Annotated in this window: 20 protein-coding genes; 13 read left to right on the top strand and 7 right to left on the bottom strand. The window is 68.4% G+C overall.

Going from position 1 to position 14,769, the window contains the following annotated elements; genetic code table 11:
- Nucleotides 1-327: 327 nt before the first annotated feature.
- From ACFZBP_RS21860 to ACFZBP_RS21840, 5 genes are all read right to left on the bottom strand, one after another.
- Nucleotides 328-1,506: a protein kinase gene (locus tag ACFZBP_RS21860; RefSeq protein WP_391415335.1), complete on the bottom strand. Its 1,179-nt coding sequence runs from the start codon at nucleotides 1,504-1,506 to the stop codon at nucleotides 328-330.
- A 615-nt stretch (nucleotides 1,507-2,121) separates the two neighbouring features.
- Nucleotides 2,122-2,508: a hypothetical protein gene (locus ACFZBP_RS21855; protein ID WP_391415333.1), complete on the bottom strand. Its 387-nt coding sequence runs from the start codon at nucleotides 2,506-2,508 to the stop codon at nucleotides 2,122-2,124.
- A gap of 22 nt (nucleotides 2,509-2,530) precedes the next feature.
- Complete coding sequence (locus ACFZBP_RS21850) at nucleotides 2,531-2,923, bottom strand: hypothetical protein (RefSeq protein WP_391415331.1); 393 nt, start codon at nucleotides 2,921-2,923, stop codon at nucleotides 2,531-2,533.
- Nucleotides 2,917-3,345: an ATP-binding protein gene (locus ACFZBP_RS21845; protein ID WP_391415329.1), complete on the bottom strand. Its 429-nt coding sequence runs from the start codon at nucleotides 3,343-3,345 to the stop codon at nucleotides 2,917-2,919. The genes ACFZBP_RS21850 and ACFZBP_RS21845 overlap by 7 nt, the downstream gene beginning before the upstream one ends.
- Nucleotides 3,346-3,391: 46 nt before the next feature.
- Nucleotides 3,392-3,799 (bottom strand): NUDIX domain-containing protein, encoded by a 408-nt coding sequence (locus ACFZBP_RS21840; protein ID WP_391416073.1) that lies wholly within the window; start codon nucleotides 3,797-3,799, stop codon nucleotides 3,392-3,394.
- A 107-nt stretch (nucleotides 3,800-3,906) separates the two neighbouring features.
- On the opposite strand from ACFZBP_RS21840, the gene ACFZBP_RS21835 reads away from it, so the two are divergent.
- The 11 genes from ACFZBP_RS21835 to ACFZBP_RS21785 all read left to right on the top strand — a co-directional run bounded on the left by ACFZBP_RS21835 (nucleotide 3,907) and on the right by ACFZBP_RS21785 (nucleotide 11,139).
- A complete protein-coding gene (locus ACFZBP_RS21835; RefSeq protein WP_391415327.1) occupies nucleotides 3,907-4,695 on the top strand; it encodes a UTRA domain-containing protein in 789 nt (262 codons plus the stop codon).
- A gap of 169 nt (nucleotides 4,696-4,864) precedes the next feature.
- Nucleotides 4,865-5,221 carry a hypothetical protein gene (locus ACFZBP_RS21830; protein ID WP_055711324.1) on the top strand — a complete coding sequence of 119 codons (357 nt, stop codon included), beginning with the start codon at nucleotides 4,865-4,867 and terminating at the stop codon, nucleotides 5,219-5,221.
- Nucleotides 5,221-6,597 carry an FtsK/SpoIIIE domain-containing protein gene (locus tag ACFZBP_RS21825; RefSeq protein WP_391415324.1) on the top strand — a complete coding sequence of 459 codons (1,377 nt, stop codon included), beginning with the start codon at nucleotides 5,221-5,223 and terminating at the stop codon, nucleotides 6,595-6,597. The genes ACFZBP_RS21830 and ACFZBP_RS21825 overlap by 1 nt, the downstream gene beginning before the upstream one ends.
- Nucleotides 6,598-6,681: 84 nt before the next feature.
- Nucleotides 6,682-7,347 (top strand): DUF2637 domain-containing protein, encoded by a 666-nt coding sequence (locus ACFZBP_RS21820; protein WP_391415322.1) that lies wholly within the window; start codon nucleotides 6,682-6,684, stop codon nucleotides 7,345-7,347.
- Nucleotides 7,348-7,367: 20 nt separating this feature from the next.
- Entirely contained in the window at nucleotides 7,368-7,550 is a 183-nt protein-coding gene (locus tag ACFZBP_RS21815; protein WP_391415320.1) for a hypothetical protein, read from the top strand.
- Nucleotides 7,550-7,735 (top strand): mobile element transfer protein, encoded by a 186-nt coding sequence (locus ACFZBP_RS21810; protein ID WP_013002340.1) that lies wholly within the window; start codon nucleotides 7,550-7,552, stop codon nucleotides 7,733-7,735. Before ACFZBP_RS21815 ends, ACFZBP_RS21810 begins: the two co-directional genes overlap by 1 nt.
- A 24-nt stretch (nucleotides 7,736-7,759) precedes the next feature.
- The gene (locus ACFZBP_RS21805; RefSeq protein ID WP_391415318.1) at nucleotides 7,760-7,954 is read left to right on the top strand and encodes a hypothetical protein; all 195 of its coding nucleotides are present in this window, start codon (nucleotides 7,760-7,762) and stop codon (nucleotides 7,952-7,954) included.
- A 25-nt stretch (nucleotides 7,955-7,979) separates the two neighbouring features.
- A complete protein-coding gene (locus ACFZBP_RS21800; RefSeq protein WP_391415316.1) occupies nucleotides 7,980-8,225 on the top strand; it encodes a SpdD protein in 246 nt (81 codons plus the stop codon).
- Between the two features lie 154 nt (nucleotides 8,226-8,379).
- On the top strand, nucleotides 8,380-9,666 hold the full coding sequence (locus ACFZBP_RS21795) for a replication initiator (RefSeq protein WP_391416071.1): 1,287 nt from the start codon (nucleotides 8,380-8,382) through the stop codon (nucleotides 9,664-9,666).
- The gene (locus ACFZBP_RS21790) at nucleotides 9,659-9,895 is read left to right on the top strand and encodes a helix-turn-helix domain-containing protein (protein WP_391415314.1); all 237 of its coding nucleotides are present in this window, start codon (nucleotides 9,659-9,661) and stop codon (nucleotides 9,893-9,895) included. Before ACFZBP_RS21795 ends, ACFZBP_RS21790 begins: the two co-directional genes overlap by 8 nt.
- Nucleotides 9,895-11,139: a tyrosine-type recombinase/integrase gene (locus ACFZBP_RS21785; protein ID WP_391415313.1), complete on the top strand. Its 1,245-nt coding sequence runs from the start codon at nucleotides 9,895-9,897 to the stop codon at nucleotides 11,137-11,139. Before ACFZBP_RS21790 ends, ACFZBP_RS21785 begins: the two co-directional genes overlap by 1 nt.
- Nucleotides 11,140-11,219: 80 nt before the next feature.
- Here ACFZBP_RS21785 and ACFZBP_RS21780 read toward each other — a convergent pair whose 3' ends face one another.
- Nucleotides 11,220-11,981, bottom strand: a complete 762-nt coding sequence (locus ACFZBP_RS21780) for a phosphoglyceromutase (RefSeq protein ID WP_383457497.1) — start codon at nucleotides 11,979-11,981, stop codon at nucleotides 11,220-11,222.
- Between the two features lie 181 nt (nucleotides 11,982-12,162).
- Here ACFZBP_RS21780 and ACFZBP_RS21775 point away from each other — a divergent pair, with 181 nt between their 5' ends.
- Complete coding sequence (locus ACFZBP_RS21775; RefSeq protein ID WP_391415310.1) at nucleotides 12,163-13,428, top strand: MFS transporter; 1,266 nt, start codon at nucleotides 12,163-12,165, stop codon at nucleotides 13,426-13,428.
- A gap of 24 nt (nucleotides 13,429-13,452) precedes the next feature.
- Here ACFZBP_RS21775 and ACFZBP_RS21770 read toward each other — a convergent pair whose 3' ends face one another.
- Nucleotides 13,453-13,908 carry a DUF2000 family protein gene (locus ACFZBP_RS21770; protein ID WP_391415308.1) on the bottom strand — a complete coding sequence of 152 codons (456 nt, stop codon included), beginning with the start codon at nucleotides 13,906-13,908 and terminating at the stop codon, nucleotides 13,453-13,455.
- Between the two features lie 49 nt (nucleotides 13,909-13,957).
- On the opposite strand from ACFZBP_RS21770, the gene ACFZBP_RS21765 reads away from it, so the two are divergent.
- Nucleotides 13,958-14,767, top strand: coding sequence for an AraC family ligand binding domain-containing protein (locus tag ACFZBP_RS21765; protein ID WP_391415306.1), 810 nt, complete (start codon nucleotides 13,958-13,960; stop codon nucleotides 14,765-14,767).
- The last annotated feature ends 2 nt before the right edge of the window (nucleotides 14,768-14,769 follow it).

Here is a 14,769-nt window from a genome sequence, read left to right as displayed (position 1 = left end):
GATGGATGACCTCTCTTCGGCTGTAAGGCCGGGCTTGTAGCGCGGCCCGCCAGGGGCGGCGGCGGTTATGTGGGCGCCGACTCCAACCATCGTTACGCCGCTTTGCCTGGATTCAGAGGGTCCAATCGTCGGTGCCCTGCAGAAGGGGGCGGAGCACCGGTACGCGACCCTCTTGGCAAGCTCATCCCATGTCTTCCGGCTGAAATTATCCCGACTGGCCATTAAGTCCCCTCGATCGGCTTTCCGTCATCACGTAGTCAACGTGGCAGGCTAGAAGCCCCGGAGAATCTGATACAGGTCGTCGTAGGCGTCGGGTTGTATCAGATGTCAAGCGGGCGCGTCCGTGGGGGGAGGAGTGGCTTCGAGTTTCTCAACGTCACCAATTAGGTCGCGCACGCTCTGGTATCGATGGGCAACATCATGGGCCGTGCATTTTCGCACAATCTGGCTCGGAGCATCCTTCTGGGCCATCAATGCCTCCTTTCCAGTGAAGATATAGGAAAGCACCCAACCGATGGAATAAATCTCATTGCAGACGCCGTACTCCTTAAAGTTGGCCAGCAAGGGATCCCGAATTGTTCCACGCATCTCCGTCTTTGTTCGCGTGTATGCGGAATTCTTATCCTTGGCGAGTCCGAAGTCCGAGAGCTTTACAAGGACGGCGCCACCATTGAATGTCTTGACCAGTACGTTCTGAAGGCTGACGTCGCGATGGAGGAGGCCTTCGCTATGGATGTAATTGATGCCGTACAAGAACTGCAACGCAATTCTCTTCCGCGACGAAAATGGCAACGTATTGTTGCGCTTCTTGATATAATTGCGAAGCGTGGACTCGCAGAACTCCATTAGATATTCGCGGCGGTCGCTGTCATACTGAAACACCTCAACAATGTACGGGAATCTCAAACGCTTGAGGATGTCGAACTCTTGCTGGAATCGATACAGATCCCGTTCGCTCAAGTCCTTATTGGCGCGCTTGAGTGCAAATTTGACCCCGTAGTCAGGGTCAACGAATGAGAAGACCTTCGCGTACGAACCCTCGCCGATAAGTCGCAACTGGGTGCGTTGTCCAGACTTCTTCAGCTTGATCTCAGTATCTGGACGCGAGAAGACTGGCTCATACCTGATGATTTCAATCTGTTTAAAGTCATCTGGAACGGTGCTGCCTCCGCTCCGCGTCAGCCATGACTGGCAGCTCTCTATCGCAGCTGCGTAGGCTTCCACGAGGTGAACCTGAACGCCTGCATGCTTGAGGGACTGAAGCAGATTTTTCGCTTCCTTGGCAAGTGCGAGCATTTCTCTGCTCGATTCGGCCCAGTAGTGGCGGGTCGTCTCCGCCCTGTCATTGATAGATTCGAAATGTCCATTCAGTCGTTCATGGAGGCTGGCGAAAGCGCGGCCGAAGCGGCCATCACTCTCATATAGGCGCAGGAATGCATTCGAAACGTTAATTTCTGCATATGACTGCGAGAGGTCGGCCAGCATCAGCTCGGTAGGGTTGGTCATTTCTTTATCCTCCAGGCGATTGCTTGCCGCATGCCTTCCCCTCTTGATGTGCAGCCAGGTTAAGGTCTGTTTGGGGCCGCCGGGATGAGAATCAAAGAAAAGGCGATGGCGAGTGACCCTCCAACACTCACCCAGTTCCCATCCCGTCCGCCGTCGACGCACACACCGTGGAGCGGGCCTGGTTCGTGGCGTCCAGGTGGAGCGCGCCACTGTACGAACGACCTGGACGCCATGGGCCGCGTCTGCTCGCCTCTGCCTGGGGCGATGGTGGACGGGATGGGAGCCCTCAACGCTCGCCACAATGTGCCCGCAGTCGGGAACGGTGCCCCTCCATCCCGGTGTTGGCCGATCCCCCACCCCGCCGGAGGCAGTGTTCTTGACGTGAGTCCGCGTACGTCGGGTGCTCGACTCATGGCCTCCGGCCTCATCCATGTGTGGGCGGGCGTCGGCGCAGCCGGGGCGGAGCGGGCCGAAGGCAGGAGCGGCGCCCCGAGCGGAGCCGGGAGCCCGCCCGGCGGAGCGGAGCGGAGCCGGGGCTTGAACCAGTAGAGAAGGTTGTAACTCAGTTGGGCTGCTGGGGCTGTCCGGCCTCGGTCGATGCTTGACCGGCCGGCTTCACTTCACTTGGTGGGCGTCGTGGCCTGCGGCGCGGAACTCATCCAGAAGCTGGAAGAACAACTCCATGGCAGGCACGTCGGTCTGCTCTGCCCTGCGCTCGATCTCGACCGCCCAACCCAGCGAGCTGGGGTAGGCCATCCCTAGGCGCTTCCACAGCCACTGGGCGAATGGCCCTTGGCTCCCGGCGCGAAGGTTGCCGTCTTCGCTGATGCCATGGACACCAAGGGCCGCTGTGTAACCGATCAGCATGGACTCCAGGTGCAGAAGCGACCGGCCTCGCACCCACATGCCCGGACGTAGCCGGACTTCGTCCAGGAAGTCGTACAGATCTGTCAGCTCGTTCAGCTGTCTGGGCCTCCGTGCGGCCTTCCCCGTGTCTGTCATGGGGCCACGCTAATGGAGGGCGTCACTGCTGATGGCTGTCGTGGCGCGGCTTGAAATCGTACGCACAGGAAGGGAGTTGGGTGCCCTGTCGGTGTGCGAGGGGCAGGAAGATCACCGGCCGGATCGTCCAGGTGATGCGGGTCGTGGCGTGGGTGACGGACACCGTGCAGGGATCGCAGCGCAACAGGGCTCGGCGTGTCTCTATGCGGCCGTCGTACAGCCACTCCCATGCTTGGGCTGATGCGTCCGGGTCGAATGCCGGGGAGATCGTACGGAGCGCGACCGCAACCCATCTGTCAGCCTGCGGTGCCGAGTAGGCGTCGAACGACCCCCGGAGCTCCAGCCCGCCCTCGCCGTTGAGGTCTTCGGTCCAGCACTCGCACCAGTAGCCGCGGCGGGCCTCGTCCTTCAGCACAGGCGGTCTCCCGGTCGGGTGCCGGTGAACAGTTCCGCGGTGACGGTGTAGCCGGCCTTGCTTCCGTGGACGATGACCCGGTGGGCGAGCGCGGTGACCATGTCCAGGCCCCGGCCGTGTTCGGCCTCGTCGTCCTGGTGCTTGACCTTTGGGGCCGTGCCGGTTCCTCCGCCGCCCGTCACCGACAGGGCGATCACCTGCCTGGAGACCGCCAGGGCCAGGTGGAAGCTGCCCGTCTCCAGGCCGCTGGCCGTGTGGAGGATCGCGTTCGCGCTCAGCTCGCTCACGATCAGCTCGGCGTCGTCGGCCAGAGGCGATCCGCGCAGGATGTCGCGGGTCCAGCGGCGGGCCCGGCTGACCTCTTCCGGAAATCCTGGGCAAGTGAGTCCCCAGACCCGGGCGGTGCTCGTATACTCGTGCATACAAGTTCCTTCGTGCTGGTAGGCCGCCATGTGCAGCGGGTTCGGGCTAGACGAGTTTCACGCCGTCGTGGGCGCGGATGGCCGGCGGGGATGCCGCGTCCAATGCGTCCAGGACGCGGATCGCGTACGCCTCGTCGGCAAGCTCGATGACTTCTTCACGGGTGGCCCACCGCAGTGCGCGAGTCTCGTCGCCGGTGGTCGGCGTGCCGTCGGCAGCCTCGCAGCGGAAGACCAGCGAGACGATCAGACCCGTCATGTTCTTGTAGACCCCGGTCAGTGTCGCGGGAAGCGCGATCTTGATGCCGGTCTCTTCGAGAACCTCGCGCTGGAGGGCCTCCGGAATGGTTTCCTCGCGTTCAAGGACTCCACCCGGCGGCTCCCAGTGGCCGTTGTCGCGGCGCTTGATCAAGAGGGCACGGCCCTGGTCGTCGACGATGACTCCGGCGACGCTCACGGAGTGCGGACGGTCGGTGCTCACGTTCCTCGGCCCTCTCGGCTGGCTAGGCTCTCCACCGTAGCAACAACAAACGCCCACTCGTCTAGATATCTAAAGGAGTACACGTGCCCTCTCTTCCTTCCGGCCTCCTCGGCGATCTCGACCCCACGAGCGATCGTGCGGTGTTTCGGCAGATCGCCGACCAGTTGCGCGAGGCCATCGACCGGGGGCGTTTCAAGGAGGGCGAGAAGCTGCCCTCGGAGGCTGAGCTTGTCGATCACTACGGGGTATCCCGGATGACGGTCCGAAACTCCTTCTCCGTCCTCCAGGGCGAGGGACTCGTGCACGCCGAGCACGGCAAGGGCGTCTTCGTCCGGCCCCGGCCGCCTGTGCGGCGGCTCGCCTCCGACCGGTTCGCCCGGCGTCACCGCGAGCAGGGCAAGGCCGCCTTCATCGTCGAAGCCAATGCCGTCGGCAGTCACCCCCAGGTCGACAGCCTTGAGGTCAAGGAAGAGAAGGCCAGTCAGGACGTCTCGGCCCGGCTCGGGTCCGTGCGGCGGGTGCTGGCTCGTCGGCGCCGGTATCTCCTCGACGGCCGTCCGGTCGAGTTCGCCACCTCCTATCTCCCCCTCGACATCGCGCGCGGTACACCGATCGCCGAACCCAACCCCGGCCCCGGCGGCATCTACGCCCGTCTGGAAGAGCTGGGTCACCGCCTCGACCACTTCGAGGAAGAGATCCGCGCCCGGATGCCCTCGCCCGCCGAGGTGAAGACGCTCCGACTGGCCTCCGGCGTGCCCGTCATCCACCTCATCCGCACCGCCTTCGACACCGAGGGGCGGGCCGTGGAGGTCTGCGACACCGTCATGGCGGCCGACGCGTACGTGCTGTCGTACCAGCTTCCGGCGACGTAATCGGGGGGTTTGCGGTGGTGCGCGGGGGATGCTTCTCCGACTCGTACACCCCAACAGGCATACTCGTATAGACGAGTGGCCAAGTGGTGTGGCAGAGTCGCTCATGCGAGCTCGGAGATCGGGTTTGCCAAACGCATCTTGTCTAGACGAGTAGATAGGGGAAGTTGCCTTGCGTACCATCCGTGTTGAGACCTCGGCCGCAACGATCCTGCTGACGGAGGCTCCCGAGCCCAAGGTTCGGGACCGGCAGACGGGCGAGATCGCCAAGGATGCCGTCAGTGGTGAGGCGCTGATGACGATCGGCGTCGTCTACATCGAGGACGGCGAGTCGTCGCTGATCAAGGTCACCGTCCCTGAGGGCGGTGTGGCCGAGGGGCTGGCGCTCGGGGCGCCGGTCGCGCTGCCGGGGCTGGTCGCCCGGCCGTGGGAGTCGGTGTTCAACGGGCAGCAGCGTCACGGCATCGCCTTCCGCGCCGCCGCCGTGACGCCGGCCGCCTTCCCGGCCGCCATGGGGGCCACCGCCTGATGAGCGACCTGGTGACACTTCTGGAGGTGGGTGGTCCTGTCGCCGTACTCGGCGGCGGGGCCGCCTACACCCGGGCCAAGCACCCCCGCGTGTACTGGCCCACGGTCGGCCTGCCGATATCCACCGCCCGGCTCCTCGGCTCCTACGGCTCGGTCATGGAGGCATGCGGGCTGACGGTGGCGCCGTCCCGGCTGCGGGTCCTCGCCGTCAAGGCCACCACCCGACGGGAGGTCCGCCCCGTTCCGCCGCGCCGGGGGATCATCCGGCCCACCTCGACCGGGCTGCGGCTTCGCCTCAGGCTCGCTCCGGGCCAGGAACCGGCGGACGTCGCCGCCTCGGCCGAGCGGCTGCGGCACGCGTGGGGCGTTCACGCCGTGTACGTGACGACGGTCAAGCCGGGCGTGGTCGAACTGCGGCTCGTCGGCTTCGACGTGCTGCGCAACGTGCGCATGCCTCGCAAGGTCGCAGCCGAGTTCCTCAAGGTGCCCGTGGCACTGAGGGAGGACGCGACCCCGTTCGTCCGCGACTACCGCACCATCCCGCATCAGCTCACCCTCGGCGCCACGCTGTCGGGCAAGTCCATGTACCTGCGACATCTGATCACCGGGCTCGCCCGGCAACCCGTCGCGCTGGTCGGTATCGACTGCAAGCGGGGTGTGGAGCTGGCGCCGTTCGCCTCCCGGCTCTCCGCCCTCGCCACCGACCCCGTGCAGGCGGCCGACCTGCTGCCCGTGCTCGTCAAGGAAATGGAGGACCGCTACGACCTGATCAAGGCTCGCCAGGGCATCGCCCCGGACACCCCTGACGAGGAGATCACCTCAGACATCTGGGGCCTACCCGAGGGCGAACGCCCGGTGCCGATCGTGCTGTTCGTCGACGAGGTGGCCGAACTCTTCCTCGTCGCCACGAAGAAGGACGAGGAACGGCGGGACGAGATGGTCACCCAGCTCATCCGCCTCGCCCAGCTCGGCCGCGCCGCCGGGATCTACCTGGAGGTGTGCGGGCAGCGCTTCGGCGCCGAACTGGGCAAGGGCGCCACCATGCTCCGGGCCCAACTGACCGGCCGGGTCTGCCACCGCGTCAACGACGAAGCCTCCGCGAAAATGGCGCTCGGCGACATCGCCCCCGAAGCGGTCCTCGCCGCCTGCGCCATCGCTCCCGAGCTGCCCGGCCTGGCCGTGGCCGGTGACACCTCCGGCGGCTGGTCCCGCATCCGCACGCCGTACCTCTCCCTCAGCGACGCCGCCGGGATCTGCCGGGACTCGGTCGACCTGGTGCCCGACCTGCCCGCGCTCAAGCCGTTCCAGCCCTACGTACCCATACGGCCCGTCGAGTCCCCGGCCCCGGCTGTGCAGCCGCGCCCGGTGACCGACTGAGCCTCACTCCCAATCCGGTCGGCGTGACCGTCTCGCGCCACGTCCCTACCCCTGCCATGCCTGCACCCGAAAAGGAGCCGCTCCATGCGCGCCCAACTGGCCCGTGTCGACGCGGTGCTCGTCCAGGCGCTCATCGCCGCCGCGCTGTCCTTCGCCCACCTGCACGACATCGCCCTAGCGGCCGGACAGGACGGGTGGAAAGCGTGGGCCTACCCCGTCTCGGTCGACCTGCTGCTCGTCGCCGCCTGGCGCCGACTGCGCTCGGGCGAGGCGAAAGCGGCCGGGTGGTGCTGGTTCGTGATCGCCCTCGCCGCCTCCCTCGGCGCCAACGTCGCCACCGCCGGCCTTCTCGATATGGACAACGTCCCTGCCTGGCTGCGCATCCTCGTCGCGGGCTGGCCCGCCGTCGCCTTCCTCGGCGGAACCCTCCTCGCCCACACCACACCGACCACGGTCGACGAGGACGCTGAGCACACAGACGACCCGATGGACCAGGAGGACGCCTCCGAACCAATCCCGGACCTCGACTCGGAGGAAGCGCCGGAACCGCCGCCGACACCACCGGCCATCGAGTCGCCGCCGCCCGAGCGACCCGCCGTCGCCGTCCCGGCGGCCCTCGTCGAACACGCCCGCAAGGTCGCCGCCGAGCACCACACCCGCACCGGAACACCCATCGACACCCCCACTCTCCGCGCCCGCCTCGGTGTCCCCACACCCATGGCCGAAGCCATCGCCACCCAACTCACCTGACAGACGAGGAGACCAGCACCATGCGCCCCTTTATCCAGTCGGCCCTGGAACGCTCCGCCGAGCTGACCCGCGACAACCGGCTCGTGGACGCCGTGGCCCTCGCCGAAGCCGCAATCAACCGGGCCACCCCCGACGAACACCGAGAGATCGAACAGTGGCTCACCGACCACGCCCACGACTTCACCGGAGAGGACGCCCGCTGATGTCCCGCCGCTTCCGCAACGTCACCCGCATCGGCCCCGTCCAGGTCGCCACGTCCTACGACGGCCGGGGCCGCGAGAAACACACCGCCGCCTGCACCGCCCCGCGCTGCGGCTTCTCCGCCGACTACGACAGCCGCGCCGCCGCCGAGCTGGCCGCCCGCACCCACCGCTGCCCCGTCCGCTGATCCGCCGAAAGGACCCCGCACACCGTGACCGTCAGCCTGCCGCTCGTCGTCGTCCTCGGCCTCTTCTCCTGGGGCGCGGTCAAGTTCCTCGGCGTCCGCACCTGGGTCGTCGTCCTGATCGCCCTCTTCGGCTTCTGGCTCTCGCAGACCTTCCTCGCCCCCGCCATCGAGTCCGGCACGCGTACCGGCGTGGACGTCATAAACCGCTCACATGCCTAGACGAGTAGATAAGGAGAGCCCGACCGTGTTCCTGCCCAAGTACCCCGACAGCCCCACCCCGCCGCCCGCACACACCCACGGCCCGGCCGATTCCGCGCCCGTACGGCGCACGCTCCCGGCAGTCCACATCAGCCCCGCCGTGGTGGCGGCCGTGGTCGTCGGCGGTGTCGTCCTCACCGCGCTCTTGGCCGCCGTCGCCGTCTCGGCCATCTCCGTCGCCATCGCGGCCGTGGTCCTGCGCTCCCTGCTCCGCGAGCACAACCGGCGCTGACAGCGCCAAGCACCTGGGGCGGCACACACGACCAAGCATCTGCCGCCCCAGGGCCACAACTCCTGACCGAGCCAGTCAGAAGGAGACCGCCATCTTCACCCGCACCACCCCGCCCCCGCTCCCGGAACTCACCAAGCTCGCCGAGCACGGCACCCTGCCCGGTATCCTTCGCCAGCTCTCCGGCCTCGGCGGCTGCACCCACCCGATCCGCCTCGACGGCCACCGCACCGAGTACGACATCAACACCACCACCGGCGAGATCGGCCGCGTCCTCCAGCACCTCGAATCCACCGACCTCCCGGCCGGGAACCTCCTCGTCCGCTGCAACAACCGCCGTACGACTCGGTGTGCCGCCTGCGCAGAGGTCTACCGCCGCGACACCTTCCACCTGATCACCTCGGGCCTGCGCGGCGGCAAGGGCACCCCCGAACAGGTCGGCACCCACCCGCGCGTCTTCGCCACCTTCACCGCCCCGAGCTTCGGCCCGGTCCACAACCGCCCCTCCAGCGGGCGCCCCTGCCGCTGCGGCACCCGCCACGACCAGGACGACGCCGTACTCGGTACCGCGCTCGACCCGGACACCTACGACTACGAAGCGGCCGTTCTCTGGAACGCGCACGCCGGTCCGCTCTGGCGACGCTTCTCCACCTACCTCCGCCGGGAAGTCGCCAAGCGCGCCGGCCTGTCACAACGCCGCTTCCGCGAACACGCCCGCGTCTCCTTCGCCAAGGTCGCCGAGTACCAAAAGCGCGGCGCCGTCCACTTCCACGCCGTCATCCGCCTCGACGGCCCCACCGGCGGCGACTCCTCACCTCCCGTGTGGGCAACCGCCGAGCTGCTCACGGACGCCATCAAGGCAGCGGCGGCCAAGGTCCGCGTGGACGGACCGGTCATCGACGGCCGCACCCACACCTTCGCCTTCGGCCGCCAACTCGACGTCCGCACCATCCGCTCCGCCGACTTCAACGACGGCCAGGAACTGACCGAACGGGCCGTAGCGGCGTACATCGCCAAGTACGCCACCAAGGGCGCCGAGACCGCCACGGGAGCTCTCGACCGGCCGCTGAAGTTCGCCGCCGAACTCGCCCAACTCGACATCAGCGACCACGCCCGCCGACTCATCCGAACCGCATGGAGCCTCGGCGCCCGCAAGGACCTGGAACACCTCCGCCTGCGCGCCTGGGCCCACATGCTCGGCTTCCGCGGCCACTTCTCCACCAAATCCCGCCGCTACTCCACCACCCTCGGCGCCCTCCGCGACGCCCGCGCCCAATGGCGCCGCGCCCAAGCCGCAACCGCCCTGCCCGAGCACGAGAACGCCACGACGTACGTCCTCGCGCACTGGGTCTTCGCCGGAACCGGCCTGACCGACACCGAAGCCTGGCTTGCCACATCCCTAGAACCCGCCCCCGGAACGGAAGGAGAACCGACCCATGGCTAAGCGCCATCTCGCCGTCGCAGAGGCCGCTGCCGAGCCGCGTGCTCTGCCTTCGCGGTACCTGACTCCTCTGGACGTCGCCGAGATCCTGGGCGTGCCGGTCGAGACGGTCTACCAGTGGCGGCGGAAGCGCACCGGACCACGTGGCTTCCGGGTTGGCCGGCACCTGCGCTACGACCCCGTGGACGTGCGGACCTGGGTCGAGTCCCTGATGGAAGGGGCTGCTGCCTGATGGCCGGGCACATCCAAGACCGCTGGTACAGAACGGAGACCGGGCCGGACGGCAAGGCTCGCAAGGTCAAGACGGAGCGGTACGGCACGGGGTCCCGCTACCGGGCCCGGTACATCGGGCCGGACGGTACGGAGAAGTCGAAAAGCTTCCCGGATCGGCAGAAGCGGCTCGCTGAACAGTGGCTGGCTCACACCGAGGCGGACATGGCGCGCGGGCAGTACATCGACCCGCGTGCGGCTCGAATCACCTTCGAGCAGTACGCCGAGAAGTGGGTGAAGCATGCGCCGGACCCGAACACCCAGGCGTCGATGGAGTCGCAGCTCCGGCTGCACGCCTTCCCCTACCTGGGCTCGCGTCCACTCGGCTCCTTCCAGCCTGCTCACATACGCGACTGGGTTCGGCAGCTTCAGGAGAACGGCGTCCGGGGCTCGTACGCGCGGACGATCTACTCCAACGTGCGGGCGGCGCTGAGTGCGGCGGTGGACGACGGGCACCTTCCCCGGAACCCGTGCGCTGCTCGGTCGGTCCGGCCGCCCACGGTGGACACCAAGCGGATCGTCCCCTGGACGCCCGAACGGGTCTTCGCCGTCCAGGCCGCCATGCCTGAGAGGTACCAGGCCATGGTCGACCTGGGCGGTGGCTGTGGGCTTCGTCAGGGGGAGATCCTCGGTGTCGCCGTCGACGCGATCGACTTCGAGTCGGACACGCTTCACGTTGTCCAGCAACTGAAGCTGAGTCGTAGCAAGGCGGTGTTCGCTCCGCCCAAGGGCGGCAAGCTGCGGGATGTGCCTCTTCCTGGGCCGGTCGCTGATGCGCTGTGGGAGCACATGAAGCGGTTCCCGCCGGTCGAGATCACCTTGCCGTGGAAGGTGGCGGACGGGCCTCCGGTGACCAAGCGGCTGATCTTCACCGGGCCGCGTGGCGGACACGTCTGGCGTACGTCGCTCAATGAGGAGGTGTGGAAGCGGGCCCTCGCCGCAGCTGGCGTGATCCCCGAGCGGAAGCCGGGCAGCTCGTACGCCGAGTCCCGCGAGAACGGCATGCACGCGCTACGCCACTTCTACGCCTCGGTCCTCCTGGACGCGGGCGAGAACATCAAGGCCCTCGCCGAGTACCTCGGCCACTCCGACCCTGGTCTGACGCTCCGCGTCTACGCGCACCTCATGCCCTCCAGCCAGGAGCGCACCCGCAAGGCCGTAGCGGCCGTCTTCGACACGGCCCGGCCGGGCCCGTCCCGCACCTGACGGCCCAGAGACGGCCCAGGGCCAACGAAAAGCCCCCTGCCAGCGGAGAACCCGCAGGTAGGGGGCTTATTCGTGCGGACTTACTTCTTCTTGCCCTGGTTCTTGACCGCCTCAATGGCCGCCGCAGCCGCCTCCGGGTCCAGGTACTTGCCGCCCGGCGTCACCGGGTTGAAGTCGGCGTCGAGCTCGTAGTAGAGCGGGATGCCGGTGGGGATGTTCAGGCCCGCGATGTCGGCGTCGGAGATGCCGTCGAGGTGCTTGACGAGGGCGCGGAGGGAGTTGCCGTGGGCCGCGACCAGGACCGTGCGGCCGGTCAGGAGGTCGGGGACGATGCCGTCGTACCAGTACGGGAGCATGCGCACGACGACGTCCTTCAGGCACTCCGTGCGGGGGCGGAGCTCCGGGGGGATCGTGGCGTAGCGCGGGTCGTCGGACTGGGAGAACTCCGTGCCGTCCTCGAGAGCCGGCGGCGGGGTGTCGTAGGAGCGGCGCCACAGCATGAACTGCTCCTCGCCGAACTCGGCGAGGGTCTGGGCCTTGTCCTTGCCCTGGAGGGCGCCGTAGTGGCGCTCGTTGAGGCGCCAGCTGCGGTGGACCGGGATCCAGTGGCGGTCGGCGGCCTCCAGGGCCAGCTGCGCCGTGCGGATCGCCCGCTTCTGGAGGGACGTGTGGACCACGTCGGGCAGGAGGTCGGCGTCCTTCAGGAGCTCGCCACCGCGGACCGCCTCCTTCTCGCCCTTCTCGTTGAGGTTGACGTCCACCCAGCCGGTGAACAGGTTCTTCGCGTTCCACTCGCTCTCGCCGTGGCGGAGGAGGATCAGCTTGTACGGTGCGTCGGCCATGCGTCCGAGCGTAATCCAAGGCTTCGGCCGGGTGTGCCCCGCGCCCGAGGAGCGGACGGTTGACGGGATCTGTTAATTGAGTGGCCTCGCGGAGCGGCCCGCTTGTAATTTGCGTTCGCCGCCTTGGCTTCTTACATCCGTGGCGCCATCCGCGTCCGTCTTCATCCGTGGGGGATTCCGCATGTCCGTCGCCGCCCTGAGACGTGCCACCCGGGAAACCGTCTCCGGGCTCCCCCGCGAGTTCTGGTGGCTGTGGACCAGCACGCTGGTGAACCGGCTCGGGGCCTTCGTCGCCACATTCATGGCCCTGTACCTCACCCTCGACCGCGGGTACTCCGCCACCTACGCCGGTCTCGTCGCCGCCCTCCACGGCCTCGGCGGGGTCGTCTCGTCGATCGGCGCCGGTGTCATGACCGACCGGCTCGGGCGGCGGCCCACCCTGCTCGTCGCCCAGGCGTCCACGGCCGCGTCCGTCGCGCTCCTCGGGTTCATGCACCACCCGGTCGCCATCGCCGCCGTCGCCTTCCTCGTCGGCGCGGCCTCCAACGCCTCCCGGCCCGCCGTGCAGGCGATGATGGCCGACATCGTCCGGCCCGAGGACCGGGTGCGTGCCTTCTCCCTCAACTACTGGGCGATCAACCTCGGCTTCGCCGTCTCCTCCATGGCCGCCGGGTTCATCGCCGAGGTCAGCTACCTCTCCGGGTTCCTGATCGAGGCCGGGATGACGGCCGTCTGCGCGGTCGTGGTGTTCGTGAAGCTGCCCGAGTCGCGACCGCCCCGGCAGACCGGCACGGAGAAGGACGCCGGCGAGGAGGTCCGGCTCGGGACGGTGCTGCGCGACCGGCGCTTCATGGGGGTCGTCGGGCTGTCCTTCCTCGTCGCCCTCGTCTTCCAGCAGGGGGCGGTCGGACTGCCGGTGGCGATGGGCGCGGCCGGGTTCTCGCCCGCCGACTACGGGCTCGCCATCGCCGTCAACGGGGTGCTGATCGTCGCGCTCCAGATCCCGGTCACCCGGTTCATCGAACGCCGGGACACGGGCCGCATCCTCATCGTCTCGTCCCTGCTCGCCGGCTACGGCTTCGGACTCACCGCCTTCGCCGGCTCGGTCGGCGTCTTCGCCCTGACGGTGTGCGTGTGGACGCTCGGCGAGATGCTGAACGCGCCCACCCAGACCGGGCTCGTGGTGCGCCTGTCCCCCGCCCAGGGGCGCGGCCGGTACCAGGGCATGTACACCCTGTCGTGGTCGGTGGCGGCCCTCGTCGCGCCTCTGATGTCCGGCCTCGTCATCGACCGCTTCGGCGCCGAGTGGCTGTGGGGGATGTGCGCGGTCATCGGTACGGCGGCGGCCATCGGGTACGCCGTCCTGATGCGCCGGCTGGACGCCGAGGAGCCCGCCGCCGACGAGATCCCGGCCGCCGCGGCGAAGCCCGAGGTCAGCCCCGCCTGACCAGCCCCGAGCACGTTCGCGTCCTCACGGATGCATCCGCGCCCCCTTCAGCACCTTGTCCACCGCGTTCCTCGGCCCGTGCACCGCCAGCCCCACCACGTCCAGCTCCCCCGTCGCCACGGCCCGCACCGCCGCCCGGTTGTCGCGGTCGTTGCCGGTCGTGAACAGGTCGGAGGTGAAGACCGCGCGCGGCAGTGCGCGGGACAGCACGCGCGCGTGGGCCGCCTTCAGCGTCTCCTTGGTGCCCTCGAAGACCAGGACCGGCTGGCGGAACATCGGCAGGTAGGGGACGCCGTCGGCGTCCTCGTACGGCTCCCCGATCACCTCGGGCAGGTGCGTGCCCAGGCCGCTGACCAGGAACGCGGTGACGTTCAGGCGTTGCCAGGTCTCCAGGTCGTCGCGCAGCAGAACGGCGATCTTCGTGTCGAAACGGACAGGGGCCCGGTCGGTCGTATGGCTCGTGTGGCTCGCGTCGCTCATACGACGAGACTCGCGGCCGCCGTACGCCCCCGTCTTGTACGTTCTTTGCATGGCCGCCGCACGGAACCGCCAGGAAGTCTCCGCGTGGCGCCCCTCCGTCCCGGGCGTCACCGAGGTCTTCCACGCCCACTTCACCGGGTACGCGTACCCGATGCACGTCCACGAGGCCTGGACGCTGCTGATCGTCGACGACGGCGCCGTCCGGTACGACCTCGAACGGCACGAGCACGGCACCCCGCACGACACCGTGACGCTGCTGCCGCCGCACGTCCCGCACAACGGCTCCCCCGCCACCCCGCACGGCTTCCGCAAGCGGGTGCTCTACCTGGACAGCAGCCGGCTGGGCGACGACCTGATCGGCCGTGCCGTCGACTCCCCCGACCTGCGCGACCCGGTGCTCCGGCGGCGCGTCGGCCAGTTGCACACCGCGCTCGCCCGGCCCGGCGACGAGCTGGAGGCGGACAGCAGGCTGACCCTCATCGGCGACCGGTTGCGCGCCCACCTGCGGCCCGAAGCCGTCACGGACGACATCCCGCGCCGCGACCCCGCCCTCGCCCGCCGGCTGCGCGAACTCCTCGACGAGCGCGTCGTGCGGGGCCTCGCCCTGGACGAGGCGACCGGGCTGCTGCACGCCCATCCCGCCCATCTCGTACGGTCGTTCAGCACGGCGTACGGCATCGCCCCGCACCAGTACCTGATGTCCCGCCGCGTCGACCGGGCCCGGCGACTGCTCCTGGAGGGCCGGTCGCCGGCCGAGGTGGCCACCGCGACCGGCTTCTACGACCAGTCCCATCTCACCCGGCACTTCCGGAAGCTGGTCGGCGTGCCACCAGGGCGCTATCGCGGCAGCGCGCGCTGAGC

Origin of the sequence: Streptomyces sp. NPDC008086 (genome assembly GCF_042957325.1) — a bacterium.
Lineage (GTDB): Bacteria > Actinomycetota > Actinomycetes > Streptomycetales > Streptomycetaceae > Streptomyces.
The sequence above is the reverse complement of the archived record's forward strand: the minus strand, read 5'-3'. Positions and strand labels throughout refer to the sequence as shown.

What these genes read in the sequence shown, in the direction of transcription:
- ACFZBP_RS21860 (WP_391415335.1), bottom strand. Translation starts at nt 1,506, where the DNA reads ATGACCAACCCTACCGAGCTGATGCTGGCCGACCTCTCGCAGTCATAT.
- ACFZBP_RS21855 (WP_391415333.1), bottom strand. Translation starts at nt 2,508, where the DNA reads ATGACAGACACGGGGAAGGCCGCACGGAGGCCCAGACAGCTGAACGAG.
- ACFZBP_RS21845 (WP_391415329.1), bottom strand. Translation starts at nt 3,345, where the DNA reads ATGCACGAGTATACGAGCACCGCCCGGGTCTGGGGACTCACTTGCCCA.
- ACFZBP_RS21825 (WP_391415324.1), top strand. Translation starts at nt 5,221, where the DNA reads ATGAGCGACCTGGTGACACTTCTGGAGGTGGGTGGTCCTGTCGCCGTA.
- ACFZBP_RS21820 (WP_391415322.1), top strand. Translation starts at nt 6,682, where the DNA reads ATGCGCGCCCAACTGGCCCGTGTCGACGCGGTGCTCGTCCAGGCGCTC.
- ACFZBP_RS21815 (WP_391415320.1), top strand. Translation starts at nt 7,368, where the DNA reads ATGCGCCCCTTTATCCAGTCGGCCCTGGAACGCTCCGCCGAGCTGACC.
- ACFZBP_RS21810 (WP_013002340.1), top strand. Translation starts at nt 7,550, where the DNA reads ATGTCCCGCCGCTTCCGCAACGTCACCCGCATCGGCCCCGTCCAGGTC.
- ACFZBP_RS21790 (WP_391415314.1), top strand. Translation starts at nt 9,659, where the DNA reads ATGGCTAAGCGCCATCTCGCCGTCGCAGAGGCCGCTGCCGAGCCGCGT.
- ACFZBP_RS21785 (WP_391415313.1), top strand. Translation starts at nt 9,895, where the DNA reads ATGGCCGGGCACATCCAAGACCGCTGGTACAGAACGGAGACCGGGCCG.
- ACFZBP_RS21780 (WP_383457497.1), bottom strand. Translation starts at nt 11,981, where the DNA reads ATGGCCGACGCACCGTACAAGCTGATCCTCCTCCGCCACGGCGAGAGC.
- ACFZBP_RS21775 (WP_391415310.1), top strand. Translation starts at nt 12,163, where the DNA reads ATGTCCGTCGCCGCCCTGAGACGTGCCACCCGGGAAACCGTCTCCGGG.
- ACFZBP_RS21770 (WP_391415308.1), bottom strand. Translation starts at nt 13,908, where the DNA reads ATGAGCGACGCGAGCCACACGAGCCATACGACCGACCGGGCCCCTGTC.
- ACFZBP_RS21765 (WP_391415306.1), top strand. Translation starts at nt 13,958, where the DNA reads ATGGCCGCCGCACGGAACCGCCAGGAAGTCTCCGCGTGGCGCCCCTCC.